12 protein-coding genes and 1 other annotated feature (1 of these 13 running past the window's edge) are annotated in these 15,493 nt (G+C 48.8%); of the genes, 11 read left to right on the top strand and 1 reads right to left on the bottom strand.

Annotation, left to right across the window (positions count from 1 at the left end):
• Positions 1–8: 8 nt before the first annotated feature.
• The 4 genes from KNP93_RS05795 (at position 9) to nrdG (ending at position 5,226) form a co-directional block, all read left to right on the top strand.
• Positions 9–584 carry an AAA family ATPase gene (locus KNP93_RS05795; RefSeq protein ID WP_214853873.1) on the top strand — a complete coding sequence of 192 codons (576 nt, stop codon included), beginning with the start codon at positions 9–11 and terminating at the stop codon, positions 582–584.
• Positions 585–647: 63 nt separating this feature from the next.
• Entirely contained in the window at positions 648–2,687 is a 2,040-nt protein-coding gene (locus tag KNP93_RS05790; RefSeq protein ID WP_131503009.1) for an ATP-binding protein, read from the top strand.
• 267 nt (positions 2,688–2,954) lie between these two features.
• Complete coding sequence (locus KNP93_RS05785) at positions 2,955–4,793, top strand: anaerobic ribonucleoside triphosphate reductase (RefSeq protein ID WP_131503008.1); 1,839 nt, start codon at positions 2,955–2,957, stop codon at positions 4,791–4,793.
• Positions 4,768–5,226, top strand: a complete 459-nt coding sequence (nrdG, locus tag KNP93_RS05780) for an anaerobic ribonucleoside-triphosphate reductase activating protein (protein WP_131503007.1) — start codon at positions 4,768–4,770, stop codon at positions 5,224–5,226. The genes KNP93_RS05785 and nrdG overlap by 26 nt, the downstream gene beginning before the upstream one ends.
• 50 nt (positions 5,227–5,276) lie before the next feature.
• On the opposite strand, the gene KNP93_RS05775 is transcribed toward nrdG, so the two are convergent.
• Entirely contained in the window at positions 5,277–6,752 is a 1,476-nt protein-coding gene (locus KNP93_RS05775; protein WP_131973120.1) for a DHA2 family efflux MFS transporter permease subunit, read from the bottom strand.
• 164 nt (positions 6,753–6,916) lie between these two features.
• On the opposite strand from KNP93_RS05775, the gene KNP93_RS05770 reads away from it, so the two are divergent.
• The 7 genes from KNP93_RS05770 (at position 6,917) to KNP93_RS05740 (ending at position 15,376) form a co-directional block, all read left to right on the top strand.
• Positions 6,917–7,825 carry a TetR/AcrR family transcriptional regulator gene (locus KNP93_RS05770; RefSeq protein ID WP_114596216.1) on the top strand — a complete coding sequence of 303 codons (909 nt, stop codon included), beginning with the start codon at positions 6,917–6,919 and terminating at the stop codon, positions 7,823–7,825.
• Between the two features lie 69 nt (positions 7,826–7,894).
• Positions 7,895–9,340, top strand: a complete 1,446-nt coding sequence (locus tag KNP93_RS05765) for a SulP family inorganic anion transporter (protein ID WP_214853870.1) — start codon at positions 7,895–7,897, stop codon at positions 9,338–9,340.
• Between the two features lie 99 nt (positions 9,341–9,439).
• The gene (locus KNP93_RS05760) at positions 9,440–10,267 is read left to right on the top strand and encodes a fumarylacetoacetate hydrolase family protein (protein ID WP_131973118.1); all 828 of its coding nucleotides are present in this window, start codon (positions 9,440–9,442) and stop codon (positions 10,265–10,267) included.
• A gap of 231 nt (positions 10,268–10,498) precedes the next feature.
• Positions 10,499–11,245: a DeoR/GlpR family DNA-binding transcription regulator gene (locus tag KNP93_RS05755; protein ID WP_012369959.1), complete on the top strand. Its 747-nt coding sequence runs from the start codon at positions 10,499–10,501 to the stop codon at positions 11,243–11,245.
• Positions 11,242–12,162, top strand: coding sequence for a 1-phosphofructokinase (gene pfkB, locus KNP93_RS05750; RefSeq protein ID WP_214853867.1), 921 nt, complete (start codon positions 11,242–11,244; stop codon positions 12,160–12,162). Before KNP93_RS05755 ends, pfkB begins: the two co-directional genes overlap by 4 nt.
• 16 nt (positions 12,163–12,178) lie before the next feature.
• Positions 12,179–14,113 (top strand): PTS fructose transporter subunit IIABC, encoded by a 1,935-nt coding sequence (locus KNP93_RS05745; protein WP_131503003.1) that lies wholly within the window; start codon positions 12,179–12,181, stop codon positions 14,111–14,113.
• 117 nt (positions 14,114–14,230) lie between these two features.
• Positions 14,231–15,376 (top strand): FUSC family protein, encoded by a 1,146-nt coding sequence (locus tag KNP93_RS05740; RefSeq protein WP_214853865.1) that lies wholly within the window; start codon positions 14,231–14,233, stop codon positions 15,374–15,376.
• Between the two features lie 64 nt (positions 15,377–15,440).
• Positions 15,441–15,493: a binding site (T-box leader), on the top strand; it runs 151 nt beyond the window's last position.

Here is a 15,493-nt window from a genome sequence, read left to right as displayed (position 1 = left end):
TCCGGACAATGATTATTTGGGTCAATGGTACATTCGGTGTCGGTAAAACGACGGCTGCCCGAGGATTACAGCAACGAATCACAGGCTCGTATTTATTTGACCCTGAGTTGACAGGTCAACTGTTACGCCAACAGCTTCCCCAAGAGAACCAGGCTGATGATTTTCAAGATGAGCCGCTTTGGCGCCGGTTGAATTTGTTAATGCTCGAACAACTGGATCAAGGTTCTGCCGTCATCATCGTACCGATGACGTTAACAAATAGTACGTATTTTGAAGAAATCATCGGGACGTTAAGAAAAAACGGACACCATGTTCACCATGTAGCATTGATGGCGAGTCCGAAAACCGTCAGACGACGGTTGCGAAGCCGGTTTGAACGCGGACAGTCCTGGGGCGGGAAACAAGCCGAGGACCGGTTGCGTGAGCTTTCCCATCCGCTCTTCTCGCATCATGTCCAGACGGAAGGGATGTCGAAACAGCAAATCGTCGATGCCATCGGATTAGTCTGTAATCTCCGGTTATTGCCGCCACGGAGCGTAAGAGACAGGATTGAAACGGCAGGATTGAGGGAAATAAAGGTGTGATGCGAAACGAAAGTCTCGCATCACACCTTTATTTTTATAGTTTTAGTAGGAGGCTTTAGCAATATGAAACAATGGATGACTGAAAAACTAGGGAGACAGCTGATGGCGGTATTTTACAGCGTGTTTGCCTGGAGTGTACTCACATCTGTCGCCAGTTATCTTTATATCGACAATTCAGCTGGTCAGACGAAGGAACAAGTACTTGCTCAACTTCAACAAACCCAGTGGTTCTGGTTTTTGAACTTATTGATTTTTCTTTTATGCTTATTATTCATCGTCCGACCGTTGATTGGCCGGCTGACGATGCAGTTACATGAACTGAATATCAAAAGTCAGCGGCTCGCGGAAGGAAAATCAATTTCGCTTGAACACGATGTACTGGTGGAGAACGAAGTCGGACAGCTGACGGAATCCTTTTATCGGATGGCCCGTTCAATCTCCTCGCAACACACGGAGCTGTCACGAAAAAATCAGTTGATGGAACAGAATCAAGAAGCCCTTAAAAGTAAACAAACGGAACTGGAACAGGCACTCGAAGTCACACGTTCGAACGAACTGCATCTGCAGGACCGCAATGAACTGATTGAAACACTTGCTTCGAAGGAAAGTTTGTTTGATTATTCATCGGTCATCAGTACGATTGTCCGTTTGACGAAAACCGAGTTTGGAGCCCTGTTATTGATTAAAAACAATGTGATCTCATCCGTTGTTCCAAAAGAAATGACGGAAGAACAGCAGGAGAGCCTGAAAACCGAATCGTTACTGCTCAAACGGGTCATGATTTCGAAAGAACGTGCCAATTCTTCGAAAAAAGTCGCCAATGACAGTTTGATTGGTTTCCCGTATTACATTTATGAAGCCGTCATCCCCGTCATGGATCAGGCGAAAGATGAACTGATTGCCTGTCTCTATCTGGCACGGTTCGATCAATCCTTTAACATAAAAGAATTGAATGAACTGGAATCGTTTTCGAAACAGATTGCAATTTCCTTGATGCGGATGTCACTGTATGAACAAATGGAATACGAACGAAAAGAGACAGCCCAACTGCTGAATTCAGTCCGGGAAGCCATCCTCTATATCAAACATGACGAAAAAACGATTCTTGGAAATCAGGCGTTATTTGATATCTTCGAATCGTTACAGATCGAAGAAGACAACGATTCGATGACATTCCTCGAAGTACGGCCGGAGACGATGTTTGAGCAGGTCGATCAAAAAGAGGCATTTGAAGCGTATTTTGAAGAAGTCTTATCGGGTCAGATTCCGGAAGGGATGTTTTCGTTATCGATTGATCAAGGGGAATACTTCATTCAGGTCTACGCGGAAGAAATCATGCTCAGTGAACAAGCGAAAGGAACGATTCTTGTGTTCCGGGACGTGACGGCGGAAACGGAAGTTGACCGGATGAAGTCGGAACTTGTCTCGACCGTCTCACATGAACTGCGGACACCGCTCTCTTCCATTTACGGGTTCACGGAACTGATGCTGAAACGGAAGTTGGATCCGGAACGGAACAAACGCTACCTGCAGACGATTCATGATGAATCGAAACGATTGACGGATCTTGTCAGCGATTTCTTAAATGTTCAACGGATGGAGTCCGGGAAACAGTCCTACGATAAAGAAGTGTTTGATCTGATTGATACGGTCCGGGAACAGACACGTTTTTATCAGGCGTCAACCGAACAACATCGTCTGCAGCTGGATGTCGATGAGAACCATGAGTTTTTGATTCATGCGGATAAAAACAGCATGAAACAACTGCTCGGTAATTTACTTCATAATGCAATCAAATATTCACCGGACGGCGGCGATGTCGTCATCTCGCTGACGCATCACCACAATCAGATTGAGTTAAGTGTCCGTGACTTTGGATTAGGGATTCCAAGCAGTGCGATGCCACATCTGTTCAGCAAGTTTTACCGGGTCGACAATTCCGACAGCCGTAAAATCGGCGGAACGGGCTTAGGTCTCTCGATCTGTAAAGAAATTGTCCGGGCACATGACGGCAATATTGATGTCGAATCCATTTTAGGGGAAGGTACCGTGTTTAAGGTGTTGTTACCAAGTGTCTCCGATACATTGATTGAAATGAATTAAATCAAATAGGACAGGGCAGGAAGTGCGGAAAAGAATCATCCGCGTATCCTGTCCTGTTTTTCGTGAACAGTGAGGTTTCTCATACCGGGAGAGGATAGAAGAAAAGTGGATGAGAGCAAATTCCATGCGATTTTCTGAAAACATTTGGTGACGAAACGGCTGTTTTCCTTGCAAATCGTTTCAGATATGCAGGGATTGTCGGTCTTGGAAAGCTCTCGCTATAGTGGGGATACAGATAGAAACCACACGATTTAGGGAGAGATGAAGATGGACATACAGACGTTATATGAACAAATCGTTCAGGATCCGTCAACGGATGAGATGCAGGAAAATGCGAATGTCGATGGGAAATCGCCGCTCGGAAAGCTGAACCGTCTTGCCGGTGTCGCGGCAAAACAGATGATGCAGGACATGTTGTTATCAGCAGAAGCGAAACAGGCACTTGTTGAAAATATCATCTATGTCCACGATGCCGACTATTATGTGACCGGGACGACGACCTGTGTTCAACTGCCGCTCGGGCGATTGTTAACGGACGGTTTTACGATGACCCACGGATCGATCCGTCCGGCACAGGATATCCGGTCGGCCCTGGCACTCGCTGCCATCATCATGCAGGCGAATCAAAATATGCAACACGGCGGACAGTCCTATCCGATGTTTGATTATGATCTGGCTCCGTTTGTCGAAAAAACCTTTCAGCGGCAACTGAAGAAAATCCGGGAACTGGTTCCGAAATGGTCAAATCGACGCAAGCGGGCCTATGCGATGTCTGAAACATATGAGATGACCTATCAAGCATGTGAAGCGTTTATTCATAATACGAATTCGATGCATTCACGCGGTGGCGGCCAAGTGCCGTTCATTTCCATCAATTACGGAACAGATACCTCAACGTTCGGCCGGCTGTTGATTCGGGCACTGCTTGAAGCCACTCGGGCAGGACTTGGAAAAGGGGAGACGCCGATTTTTCCGATCCAGATTTTTAAGGTTAAAACAGGAGTCAATTTTCAGTCGGAGGACCCGAACTATGATTTGTTTCAACTGGCGACGGAAGTGACCGGGAAACGTCTGTTTCCGAACTTTGCTTTTCTCGATGCGCCGTTTAACCAATCGACTGGTACACCGGACGAAGAAGTGGCCTACATGGGGTGCCGGACACGTGTGCTTGAGAACCGGCAAGGTCGAGCTTCTGTCGTCGGACGGGGAAATCTGTCATTTACGAGTCTGAATCTTGTACGCCTTGCCTTGATGACGCAGAGTCTCGATCGGATGTTTGAAGCGGTCTCCGCTTATACGGCAGTGATTTGCGAACAATTACTGGAACGCTATCATTACCAAGCCAACCGGACGGCAGACGAGTTTACCTTTTTATATCGGCATATCTGGCGGGACGGACAGACGCTGGCTGAATCAGACCGGGTCGAACCGGTCTTACGGCAAGGAACGTTATCCGTCGGGTTCATCGGTTTGGCGGAAGCGTTGATCGTCCTGACGGGGCAACATCACGGGGAGTCGAAACTTGCCCACGAAATCGGTCAAGCCTTGATTCGATTGATGCGGACGGTTGTCGATCAGTACGGGGAAAAAACCGGACTGAATTTTTCTCTGCTCGCAACACCGGCGGAAGGACTATCCGGAAAATTCACGGCCGCGGATGCCGAGCGATTTGGTGTAATGGAACGTGTGACCGATAAACCGTATTATACGAACTCATTTCATCTGCCGGTCGATACGACGGTGACCATCCGTGAAAAAATTCGTTTGGAAGCACCATTTCATGCCTTATGCAACGGTGGACATATCACGTATGTCGAGACGGACGGGGCTCTCGCGGAAAATCCAAAAGCAATCGAAGACATCGTCCGCCTGATGGCAGAAGCCGGTATCGGATACGGGTCGATCAATCATCCGATTGACCGCTGTCTGACGTGCCGGACGGAGCAGACGATTGAAACCTCCTGTCCGGTGTGCGGCGGAACAGAGATTGAACGGATTCGCCGGATTACCGGATACCTGGTCGGAACGATGGACCGGTGGAATCCTGCGAAGCGGGCGGAAGAACGGGATCGGGTGAAACATGCGACTACTCCACATTCTCGCTGATTCCGTCGTCGACGGACCCGGCCTCCGGACGGTCATCTTTTTTGCCGGTTGTCCCCACCAGTGTGCGGGGTGCCATAATCCGGAGTCTTGGGCGATGGATGGCGGCGCAGACTACACGGTTCGCCAAGTCCTGGAACAGATTGAAGGCATCGGTTCACGCCGGATTACGATTTCCGGCGGGGAACCGTTTTTGCAACGTACTGCCCTGGCAGAACTGGTTCACGCGTTAGCCGGCTGCGACATCTATCTGTTTACCGGTTACCGGATTGAACAGTTGCTGGAAGATGCGCAAGCCCGACAGATTCTGTCACAGATTGATGGTTTAGTTGACGGGCGGTATATCAAAACCCTTCATGATTCTTCCCTGTCGATTCGTGGCAGTACGAATCAACGTATCTTGACGAGGGAACAGCTTCAGACTTTTCTAGGATAAAAAACAGGTCGTTTCTTCTCATGATAGAGAGGAAACGACCTGTTTGAGGTTTAAGCATATTTCTTTTCACGTGCTTCATCAATGTGAACGACGTCTTGCTCGACTTTCCGTTTCTTAATGAAGAACGATAATCCTAAAGCCAGTAAGGCGAGCAACGTGGCGATGAAGAACGTATCATTGATGCCTTCGACCATCGATTGTGTGATGATCGTTTGCGGATTCGTCCCGGGCGTTGCATTTGCCGTCAGTTCTTTGGCATAGTCAGCGGTCCGTGATGTCATGACCGTAACGAGCAGTCCTGAACCGATCGCACCGGATACTTGCGACAACGTATTGTTAAGTGCCGTTCCGTGCGGTGTCAAATGTTGCGGGATATGGTTCAATCCGTTTGTCATAACCGGCATCATGACCATTGAGATCCCGAGGAAGCGTAATGTGTACATGATGACGAGGAACGAATACGCTGTATCCGCCGTCAGACGACTGAAGAAGAAAGTTGTCAGGACGGTCAAAGACAGACCGATCATGGCAAGGACCCGGGCACCAAAGCGGTCAAACAGACGACCGGTAATTGGTGACATGAATGCCATGACGAGTGCACCCGGCAACATCAAGAGACCGGAATGGAACGGTGAAATACCGCGAATCGTCTGGACGTAAATCGGCATCAGGATCATGGCGGAGAACATCGACATGTTCAAGACCATTGAAATGCCTTGCGATAGAGCGAACATCGGGTATTTAAAGATTCGGAACTCAAGCATCGGTTCATCGAGCCGGAATTGGCGTATAATGAACGAAGCGAGACTGATCACACCAATGGCGAGAGCACCGATGACGGTCCAAGATCCCCAACCGGCAGACCCGGCTGAACTGAAACCGTACAGTAATCCGCCGAAGCCGAAGCTTGATAAGACCAGTGAAAGTTTTTCAAGACGCAGTGTACTCGTGACGACTTCTTTCTTTAATAAGAAGAATCCGATGACGAGGACCAGCAGGGAAATCGGTGTAACGATATGGAACAGCATCCGCCATTCGTAATGTTCAAGCACCCAGCCGGACAACGTCGGGCCAATGGCGGGAGCAAACGTGATGACAAGACCGAAGATGCCCATCGCTTGTCCACGTTTCTCAATCGGGAAGCCGTTTAACAGAACGTTCATGAGAAGCGGCATCATGATGGCGGAACCGGATGCTTGCAACATCCGCGAACCAAGCAGGACCGGAAACAGATCGGCTTGACCGGCGACGATTGTGCCGATCGAGAACAATCCCATTGCCGTTAAGAACAATTGGCGTGTCGAAAACTTTTGAACAAGAAAGGCGGACGTCGGAATCATGATTCCGTTGACGAGCATGTAACCCGTTGTCAGCCATTGAGCGGTGCTTGCTTCAATGTTGAATGATTTCATGATGGATGGTAAAGCGATATTTAACAGCGTCGAGTTCAGGACAGCGACGAAGGCGCCGGCCATCAAGACCGCTAAAATTAAATAAAGACGAGATGATTGCTTCGTTGATTGCATTTCGTTATGCTCCTTTTGTACAGTAAGTCTAGTTTGTTATACACTGATTCTACAACTTAGCTATCTTACCGTCTCAAGCAAAACATTACAAATTATTTGCTTTATACACTAAAGTAAATGAGTGGTTTTTGAAAAACAGATCATTTAAAGAAAAGGATAATGTTATGAACCCGAAAAAGAAACAGCTCCTTGATGCTGCCTACCAACTGTTCGTCGAAAAAGGTTACCAGTCGACTTCGATCCAGGACATACTCGATCAAAGTGTCGTCTCCAAAGGAACGTTCTATAATTACTTTTCATCAAAAAATGAATTGTTCATTGATGTCTTCAATACGGTTTTCGAAAAGATGCGTAATGCCCGCAAAGAAATTTTAGTCGGCCGAGACGTCTCGGATTATGAAACGTTTATCCGGCAAGGGAACTGTTACCTCGAATTGATGCAGAAATATAAACTGTATACGTTGTTTGAAGAAGCGATTGCTTCTAATGAAAAAGAATTAAAAGCATTCATGGAAAATAACCGGTTGCTTGAAATCGAATGGACGTACCATCGTCTGCGTGATTTATTCGGGGAAGCGAAAACACCGTATCTGCTCGATTTAGCTGTCATCTATACCGGAATGTTACAGTATGCGATGTACTTCTTCCGGCAATCGGAACCAAACACGCAACCGGAACGGGTCGTCCGGTATGTCTTTAACCGGTTGACCCATCTCGTCGAAGATGTCAGCCGGACGGAAGAACAATTGATTCCGCCGCGGTTTTTATCGGTCTGGCTCGATCGTCCGCAAGATGAGGTCGTCATCCGGAAAGATTTATTCGAAAAGACGAATGCCCATATGAAGCGGCTGATCACGCTGTCCGCGATTTCAGACGAATCAAAAGAAGCGCATGATGAAGTGCTCGATTTCATTTATGAAGAATTACTGGAACGGAAAAAACCGAAGATCCATCTGTTGAAGCGGGCACTCGAAACGTTGCAGGAAGATCCGATCTTCACCGGTCAGGAAATCATGGTCCGTTATCAGGACATGGTCGACGAAATCGTCCGGATCCGGACACTGTTACAATAAGGGCTTATCGCTTCAGGTGAAACGTCTTATAATGAAAAAATATGTTCAAACCAAGAAATGAGGAATTAGATGTTATCACAATGGAGAAAAGAATGGGTCCTGCAACCGAAGGCGGATTTGTTATCCGGAATCGTGGTTGCCTTGGCACTGGTTCCGGAAGCCATCGCGTTTTCCTTGATTGCCGGCGTCAACCCGATGGTCGGCTTATATGCGTCCGTCATCATTGCCATCATCATCTCGATTGCCGGCGGCCGCCCGGGGATGATCTCGGCAGCGACCGGTGCGATGGCACTTGTCGTCGTCCAACTCGTCAAAGATCATGGTGTGGATTATTTACTGGCAGCAGGAATTCTCGCCGGAATCTTCCAGATTCTTTTAGGCGTCGCCGGTGTCGCCAAGTTATTGCGTTTTATTCCCCGCGCCGTCATGGTCGGATTCGTCAATGCCTTGGCGATCTTAATTTTTTCGGCACAATTGCCGCAGTTTGAAGGACAGAACTGGATCATGTATGCGATGGTCGCGGCATCTCTCGCCATCATCCTGATTTTCCCGCGGTTTACGAAAGTGATTCCGGCACCGCTCGTCGCGATTACAATCATGACGATCCTGACGGTTGCCTTTTCGCTGGATACCCGCGTCATCGGCGACATGGGACAAATTTCAGCTTCACTCCCAAGTTTCTTCCTGCCGAATGTTCCGTTTTCGCTTGAGACACTGCAAATCATCTTCCCGTATGCCTTGTCACTCGCATTCGTCGGTCTGATTGAATCGTTGTTGACGGCGCGGATTGTCGATGAGATGACTGATACGACATCGAATAAAGCGACCGAGTCACGCGGACAAGGAATCGCCAACATCGTGGCCGGATTCTTTGGCGGTATGCCGGGCTGTGCAATGATCGGTCAATCGGTCATCAATGTCACGTCAGGCGGACGGGGCCGATTGTCGACGTTTACGGCAGGGGCTTTCCTGATGCTGTTGATGGTGACGATGAATGATTTACTGATGACGATTCCGATGGGGGCACTCGTTGGTGTCATGTTCTTCGTGTCCTATGCGACATTTGACTGGGGATCCTTTAAAATGCTGAAAAATTCTCCGAAAAGTGACTCTGCCGTCATGCTGGCGACGGTCCTCGTGACCGTCCTGACACATGATTTGTCGATGGGTGTGCTGGTCGGGATTCTGCTCGCCGCGATTCTGTTCGCGTCGAAAATTTCGCGGATTGATGTGAAACGACATGCCGAAGAGAAAAACGTCGTCTACCGGATCAACGGACCGATCTTCTTTGCGTCGACGACGGCGTTCGTCGGACAATTCGATTTGCCGGCAGATCGCGACTTCGAACAGATTACGCTTGATTTTACGCAAGCCCATCTGTTTGATGATTCGGCAACGGAGGCGATTGAAACGGTCGTCTTGAAATATCAGGCGGCAGGTGTGTCAGTCGACTTGGTTTCCTTAAATGAAGAATCACAGGCGCTTGTTGACCGGTTAGCCCGTCGCATCGCCTGAAGAGGAACCGTCCGAGACGTATTTCGGATGGTTCTTTTTTCGTGAAAGCAGACGATTGGAGAGACTTTTCGGTATACTGGAAAAAAAGGGGGAATAGTCATGAAATGGTTTCGGTTTGAGCAAGAAGGAGAGTCACGGATTGGGATCGAGGAAGCAGGTTACCGGTATGACGTGACAGCGCAGGTCTATACGGATTCGTTGCTTGAAGTCATCGCACGGGGCTTCGAGATGGATCTTGATTTGGATGTCGCACCGAGGCTGAACCATGAGATCCGGTTACTCGCACCGTACATACCGCCTCGTAATGTGATTTGTGTCGGGAAGAACTATGCCGATCATATCAAGGAGATGGATACGGCAGGTGCCGGGAAGTTCGTTTTATTTACGAAAGCACCGAGTTCCATCGTCGGTCCGTTTGAGGCAATCGAACGGCATGCTGATCTGACACAGCAACTCGACTATGAAGGAGAGCTCGCAATCATCATCGGGACAACCGGTCGTGACCTGACACCGGAAAATGCATTGGATCATGTCTTCGGCTACAGTATCGTCAATGATGTGACGGCACGTGATCTGCAAAAAGAGCATGTTCAATTTTTCCGCGGTAAATCACTCGACGGTTTTTGTCCGTTCGGGCCGGTCATCGTGACGGAAGACAGTTTTGATCCGGCCGATGTACTGGTTGAGACGCGCGTCAACGGTCAACTGCGGCAATCGGGTTCGACGAAGCTGATGCTCCGGGATGTCGTGACGATTTTAACGGAAGTTTCCCGCGGGATGACCCTTGAAGCAGGGGATATCATTGCAACAGGAACACCGGCCGGCGTTGGACACGGGATGAAGCCGCCGACGTATCTTCAGGATGGGGACGTCGTGGATGTTTCGATTGAAGGAATCGGTCATCTGCAAAATCACGTCAAAGCCTAAAAATGAATACTTGATGACCGTCTTGTTTAAAACCGCTCAGAGAATGAGCGGTTTTTTTGCGTAAACGGTCATATTATGACCGTTTTTGATGTATAATAGACGTATAACAAGATGTTATTGTCGAATAAAGTCATATTTTGAAGGTTTTTTAACGAAAAACATAAAAAAGTGAATGTTTTTGATTGATTTTTGAATGTAAACGCTTTATATTAAGGATGTGGAGGGAAACTCATGTTAACGAAAAAACGCCATCAACTGATTCTCGAGCTGCTCGCCCGGGAAGAAGTCGTCAAAATGCAAACCATTGTTGATCAGACGGGAGCCAGTGAATCAACGATTCGCCGCGACTTATCACAACTTGAATCGGCTGGTCACTTACGGCGGGTTCACGGCGGGGCAACCGCCAACCATATGCAGATTGATGAACCGAGTTATTTCGAGAAAAGTGACCGTTTCGTCGAAGAGAAGGACCGGATCGCAAAAGCAGCGGCCGACCTGATCGAAGACGGAATGTACGTGTATCTCGATGCAGGAACGACGACACTAGCCATCGTCCCTTATCTCGAACAAAAGGCGATTACAGTCGTGACGAACAGTCTTCCTCTAGCGAACACGTTACTCTATCACCGTATCCCGACGTTCGTCGTCGGAGGGCAACTCAAGCATTCGACCCAAGCACTTGTTGGTTACAATGCGCGTGAAGGAATGTTGATTTACCATTTTGATGTCGCTTTCCTTGGGATGAACGGTGTTCATCCGACTCAAGGTTTCACGACACCAGATCCGGAAGAGGCACTCGTTAAGAAGACCGCGATTGAGTTAGCGAAAAAGTCTTATGTATTAGTCGATGAGACGAAACTGGATGACATCAGTTTCAGCCGGGTCGCGTCACTGCGGGCGGCAACGATTATCACGATGACATCCAGTGAACAGGAAGCGAAATACAGTCAATATACAGAGGTGGTGAACGCGAAATGATTTATACACTGACACTCAACCCATCGATCGATTATTACGTCACGTTGCCCGTATTTGAGGCCGGACAAGTCAATCGTGTGGAAAAAGCGGAAAAAGTAGCAGGCGGTAAAGGAATCAATGTCTCGTTGGTCTTAAGAAATTACGACGTCGAGACGGAAGCTCTTGGATTTTTAGGTGGCAGTACGGGAAAGTTCATTCGTGACGAACTGGAAAAACAAGGCGTCCTGACAGCCTTCACACCGATTGCCGATGAAACGCGGATCAACGTTAAGATCCGTGCCGATCAGGAATCGGAACTTAATGCGGCAGGTCCTCAAATCAAGGATGAAGAATTGCAGGAGTTACTGGCAGCGTTCGAAACGATGCAGCCGGGTGACATCGTCGTCTTCGCCGGCAGCATTCCAAGCAGTCTGCCGCAGGATTTATACCGGAAGATTGCGCAAGTCCTGACGGAACGAGGCGTGAAGTTCGCTGTCGATACGACGAAGGAAGCCATGCTTGAAGTCTTACCGCTCGGTCCGTTCATGATCAAGCCGAACCATCATGAACTCGGTGAAATTTTTGATGTCGACATCACGTCAAAAGAAATGGCTGTCCCGTATGCGCAACAACTCGTTGAACGCGGTGCGGAAAATGTCATCATCTCTTTTGCAGGTGACGGAGCGTTACTTGTCAACAAGCAAGGGGCCTACACGGCGAACACACCGGCCGGTAAGCTGATTAATTCAGTCGGTGCCGGAGATTCACTCGTCGCAGGATTCGTCGCCAGTTACGCCCTCGGGCGATCGCCGGAAGAAGCTTTTCGCTATGCGGTCACGACAGGCAGTGCGTCCGCTTACTCATTTGGTTTATGTACAAAAGAAGATATTGACCGTTTATTGACCGATGTCCAAGTCGTTGAACTCATTCAATCCTAAAAGGAGTGACAAACTCATGAAAATTACAGATCTGTTAACCCGTGATACGATCCAACTCGATTTACGTTCGTCGAATAAAGCAGCTGTCATCGATGAATTGGTGGATGTACTCGATCGTGCCGGGAAATTAAATGACCGCTCGGCTTACCGCGAAGCCATCCTGGCCCGGGAAGCACAAAGTACGACCGGACTCGGTGAAGGAATCGCGATTCCGCATGCGAAGACGGCAGCCGTCAAATCACCGGCCATCGCTTTTGGACGTTCGACAGGAATCGATTACGAAGCACTCGACGGACAACCAAGCCGCTTGTTCTTCATGATTGCTGCCGGCGAAAATGCCGACAACGCGCACCTTGAAACATTATCAAAACTTTCTGTCTACCTGATGGACATGAAGTTCCGTGATACGATTCTTTCCGCCCGTTCGGAAGATGAAGTCATCGCTGCGATCGAAGCAAAAGAACGGGAAGAAGAAGGTCCGGTCGACGTCTCATCGCCAAACGTCGCACAGGACGCACCATACATTCTTGCCGTCACAGCGTGTCCGACCGGTATCGCCCATACGTATATGGCAGCAGATGCTCTCCGTCAAAAAGCGGAAGAAATGGGTGTCCGCATCAAAGTCGAAACAAACGGTTCGACCGGCGTGAAAAACGGTCTGACAAGTCAAGATATTCAAGAAGCGACAGCAATCATCGTCGCTGCGGATAAAGCTGTCGAGATGGATCGTTTCAACGGGAAACACGTTGTTGAAGTTCCGGTCGCTCAGGGAATCCGGAAACCAAAAGAACTGATTGACCGTGCCGTTAAACAGGATGCACCGGTGTATAAAGGCAGTGGATCAAGCGATAGCTCGAAACCAGCCCGTGGCGGTTTCTACAAACACCTGATGAGCGGGGTTTCCGCCATGTTGCCACTCGTCGTTGCCGGCGGACTCTTAATCGCAATCAGCTTCTTCTGGGGCATCAACTCAGCGAACCCGGAAGATCCATCATACAACGAATTTGCCGCTCAATTGATGTCGATCGGTAAAGCAGCCTTTGGTCTTCTGATTCCGATTCTTGCCGGATTCATAGCGATGTCGATCGCCGATAAACCGGGTCTTGCACCAGGTTTGATTGCCGGATTCCTCGCAAGCCAAGGGAATGCCGGATTCCTCGGTGGATTGATCGCCGGTTTCCTTGCCGGTTATGTTGTTCTCTTACTGATCAAAGTCTTGCAAGGTCTTCCGAAAGCTCTTGAAGGGATCAAACCGGTCTTGCTTTACCCGCTGTTCGGTTCATTCATCACAGGTATGATCATGTTGCTTGTCATCAACGAGCCAATCGCTGCTTTCATGACATGGTTAACAGATTCACTCAACGGTCTAAGTGGCGGTAACGCCATCCTGCTCGGTATGCTCGTCGCAGCAATGATGGCAATCGATATGGGTGGTCCAATCAACAAAACGGCCTACGTCTTCGGAACAGCCGCTTTAACAGCAGGAAACACGGAAGTCATGGCAGCCGTCATGGCAGGTGGTATGGTTCCACCGCTTCTCGTCGCTTTCTCTTCCACATTGTTCGCACGTAAGAAATTTACACCGCAAGAACGCGAAGCGGGTATCGCTGCTTACGCAATGGGTGCGTCATTCGTCACAGAAGGTGCGATTCCATTCGCAGCAGCCGATCCACTTCGTGTCATCCCGGCAAGCGTCATCGGTTCAGCAATCGCCGGTGCATTGACAATCGTCTTCGGTGTGTTGCTTCCGGCACCACACGGCGGTGTGTTCGTCTTCCCATTACTTGACGGACCATCAGGCACATGGATGGCCGTTCTCAGCTACGCAGGTGCCATCTTAATCGGATCACTTGTCGGAGCCGCTATCCTCTCGATCTTGAAAAAACCGCTCGTCGATCAAGAAGTTGCGAAAAAAGAAATGACTTCTGGTACGGGAACAAAAGCTTCATAAGAAAAAAAGATTCGATAAAAATCACTCCAAGACTTCTTGGAGTGATTTTTTAATTGCCTTTTTCGGGTATTAGAGCAAGAATAGGGGGCGTATCCCCACTATGAAGGAGGTTTGTATATGGGCGGTCAGTCTTTACAAATCGGACCACGTACCATCAAGACCGGACTTGCGGTCATCTTGGCGCTGATTATCAGTAACCTGTTTAATCTAAGCCCGATCCTACCTGCGATTTCGGCAGCTACAACGTTATTACCGTCCGTGTATCAGACATGGAAACAATTCCTCGAGGAAGCGGAAGCCAACCTGATCGGAGCCTTCCTGACACTCGTCTCGTTATGGATTCTAGGTGACAACCCGGCCAATCCACTGGCAATCGGAATCGTCATCATGGCTGCCATCTCGATTTTACTGGCATTTGGTTTCGGCCGGACGATTCCCCACGTCGTCTTGATGATCATCGTCATCCTGGAAAGTATTGAAGGGGCGACGGATCCGTTGTGGCAAATCGTCCTGATCCGTTACTTACTCGTCATGCTCGGGATCGGTTGTGCCCTCGGTGTCAATGCGCTGATTTTCCCGCCGCGTTACGGGAACGTCTATTATCAGAAAGCCTCGAAACTGTTCGAGAAGCTGCTTGTCGTGACCCGGGCAATTGCCTTTGAAGGGAAAGTCACACCGTACCGGTCAGCGATCGACAAAATGAGCCGTTCGATGCTCGAGACAAAGACGTTATTTAATCTGCACCGGGAAGAAATTCGCGGATCCCGGCAACGGCACGTCTCGTTATTGCGGAATTTGATCATTTTGCAACATATGCAGTCGTGTCTGGAACGGGGGGTTGCGACCGCTGAACGGTTCCGGGAGCGGGAGAAGGCGTTGAATTCGATTGCTGACGAGTTACGGAGCGAATTGTTCTATCACCTGATGCATATTGCCCAGCGTCAGGAAAAAGTCTTGCTGACGTACGATCTGTTACTGACGGAAGAACCACTCGCGATGGAAGACCTCGTCAAAGAAAATATCGCTTTCGTCAAACACTCGTTTCTCGACCGGGATGAACTGGAAGAAGAAATCATCATGGAAATCCTGCCGATCGTCGTTGCGATGAACGAATGGATTCAGGAACTGGAATTGTTTGAGAAACGGCTGAACGGGGCGCTTCGTCGCCATGTGACGTCGCTGTCGATCGAACAGAAATCAGTCCGTGATAAAACCTTTAACCGCTTTAAACGAAAAAAAGCGATTGACGAAAGTCAAAAGTAAGCGTATAGTCCTTCTTAACAACACTTTAGTTGCTAACAGCATAACAGCATAACAGAACAAAAGAAGTTGGACGAAGACGAAACCGAAGTAGAAACAATCTCCCTGTTTCAGAGAGCA

Source organism: Exiguobacterium sp. s166 (genome assembly GCF_018618855.1).
Classification (GTDB): domain Bacteria; phylum Bacillota; class Bacilli; order Exiguobacteriales; family Exiguobacteriaceae; genus Exiguobacterium_A.
Note: the sequence above shows the minus strand (reverse complement) of the source record. Positions and strands in the feature narration are given on the sequence as shown.

What these genes read in the sequence shown, in the direction of transcription:
- KNP93_RS05795 (WP_214853873.1), top strand. Translation starts at nt 9, where the DNA reads ATGATTATTTGGGTCAATGGTACATTCGGTGTCGGTAAAACGACGGCT.
- KNP93_RS05790 (WP_131503009.1), top strand. Translation starts at nt 648, where the DNA reads ATGAAACAATGGATGACTGAAAAACTAGGGAGACAGCTGATGGCGGTA.
- KNP93_RS05785 (WP_131503008.1), top strand. Translation starts at nt 2,955, where the DNA reads ATGGACATACAGACGTTATATGAACAAATCGTTCAGGATCCGTCAACG.
- nrdG (WP_131503007.1), top strand. Translation starts at nt 4,768, where the DNA reads ATGCGACTACTCCACATTCTCGCTGATTCCGTCGTCGACGGACCCGGC.
- KNP93_RS05775 (WP_131973120.1), bottom strand. Translation starts at nt 6,752, where the DNA reads ATGCAATCAACGAAGCAATCATCTCGTCTTTATTTAATTTTAGCGGTC.
- KNP93_RS05770 (WP_114596216.1), top strand. Translation starts at nt 6,917, where the DNA reads ATGAACCCGAAAAAGAAACAGCTCCTTGATGCTGCCTACCAACTGTTC.
- KNP93_RS05765 (WP_214853870.1), top strand. Translation starts at nt 7,895, where the DNA reads ATGTTATCACAATGGAGAAAAGAATGGGTCCTGCAACCGAAGGCGGAT.
- KNP93_RS05760 (WP_131973118.1), top strand. Translation starts at nt 9,440, where the DNA reads ATGAAATGGTTTCGGTTTGAGCAAGAAGGAGAGTCACGGATTGGGATC.
- KNP93_RS05755 (WP_012369959.1), top strand. Translation starts at nt 10,499, where the DNA reads ATGTTAACGAAAAAACGCCATCAACTGATTCTCGAGCTGCTCGCCCGG.
- pfkB (WP_214853867.1), top strand. Translation starts at nt 11,242, where the DNA reads ATGATTTATACACTGACACTCAACCCATCGATCGATTATTACGTCACG.
- KNP93_RS05745 (WP_131503003.1), top strand. Translation starts at nt 12,179, where the DNA reads ATGAAAATTACAGATCTGTTAACCCGTGATACGATCCAACTCGATTTA.
- KNP93_RS05740 (WP_214853865.1), top strand. Translation starts at nt 14,231, where the DNA reads ATGGGCGGTCAGTCTTTACAAATCGGACCACGTACCATCAAGACCGGA.